1 protein-coding gene is annotated in these 1,469 nt (G+C 72.8%); it reads left to right on the top strand.

Annotated features, from left to right (window positions below; all coding sequences use genetic code 11):
* The coding region (locus tag AOK23_RS12375) for a type I polyketide synthase (RefSeq protein WP_169800294.1) at window positions 1-1,469 on the top strand (1,469 nt) is incomplete at both ends.

Below are 1,469 nucleotides of genomic sequence, written 5' to 3' on the forward strand. Positions count from 1 at the left end.
ACCGGCCGTTCAAGGACCTCGGCTTCGACTCCCTGACCGCCACCGAACTCCGCAACCGGCTCAACGCCGCCACCGGACTGCGGCTGCCCGCCACCCTCGTCTTCGACCACCCCACCCCCACCGCCCTCGCCGACGACCTGCACCGCGCGCTGTACGGCGGCACCGGCACGGACCCGGCGGCCCGGACGGTTGTCGTGCGCGGCGGCGGGCACGACGAGCCGCTGGCGATCGTCGGCATGGCCTGCCGTCTGCCGGGGGACGTCACCGCCCCGGAGGATCTGTGGCGGCTCGTCGCCGAAGGCCGCGACGCGATCTCCACCGTCCCCGGCGACCGGGGCTGGGACGCCTGGGGCACGACGGGCGCTCACGAGGGCGGCTTCCTCACCGACGTCGCCGGGTTCGACGCGGAGTTCTTCGGGATCTCGCCCCGTGAGGCGCTCGCGATGGACCCGCAGCAGCGGCTGCTGCTGGAGGTGTCGTGGGAGGCGATCGAACGGGCCGGGATCGACCCGTCGTCCCTGCGCTCCACCCGCACCGGCGTCTTCGTCGGCGGCTCACCCACGGGTTACGGAAGCGTCGTCGGCGACAGCCCCGACGCCGGCGGCTACCTGCTCACCGGCAACAGCGGCAGTGTGATGTCCGGCCGTATCGCCTACACGCTCGGCCTGGAGGGCCCGGCCCTCACCGTGGACACGGCCTGCTCCTCCTCCTTGGTCTCCCTGCACCTGGCCGGTCAGGCGCTGCGCGGCGGCGAGTGCGACCTGGCCCTCACGGGTGGTGTCGCGGTCATGCCGACCCCGGGGGCCTTCGACGAGTTCGCCCGGCAGGGCGGTCTCGCCGCCGACGGGCGGTGCAAGGCGTTCGCCGACGCCGCCGACGGCACCGGCTGGTCCGAGGGAGTCGCCTTCCTCGTCATGGAACGCCTCTCCGACGCGCGGCGCAACGGTCACCCGGTGCTGGCGGTGGTCCGTGGTTCGGCGGCCAACCAGGACGGTGCGTCGAACGGGCTGAGCGCGCCCAACGGGCCCGCGCAGCAACGCGTCATCCGCGCCGCGCTTGCCGACGCGGGCCTCTCCCCCGCGGAGGTGGACGCCGTGGAGGCCCACGGGACGGGGACGCGGCTGGGTGATCCGATCGAGGCGCAGGCGTTGCTGGCGACGTACGGTCAGGATCGTGAACGGCCTTTGTTCTTGGGGTCGTTGAAGTCGAACATCGGTCACACCCAGGCGGTGTCGGGGGTGGCTGGTGTGATCAAGACGGTGCTGGCTCTGCGGCACGGGACGTTGCCGAGGACGCTGCACGTGGATGAGCCGTCGAAGGAGGTGGACTGGTCGGCGGGTGCGGTGGAGTTGCTGACGGAGGCTCGTGCCTGGCCGGAGACGGGGCGTCCGCGCAGGGCGGGTGTGTCGTCGTTCGGGATCAGCGGCACCAACGTCCATGTGGTCCTGGAACAGGCCCCCGAGCCCGAC

This window comes from Streptomyces torulosus, from assembly GCF_001419765.1.
Lineage (GTDB): Bacteria > Actinomycetota > Actinomycetes > Streptomycetales > Streptomycetaceae > Streptomyces > Streptomyces torulosus.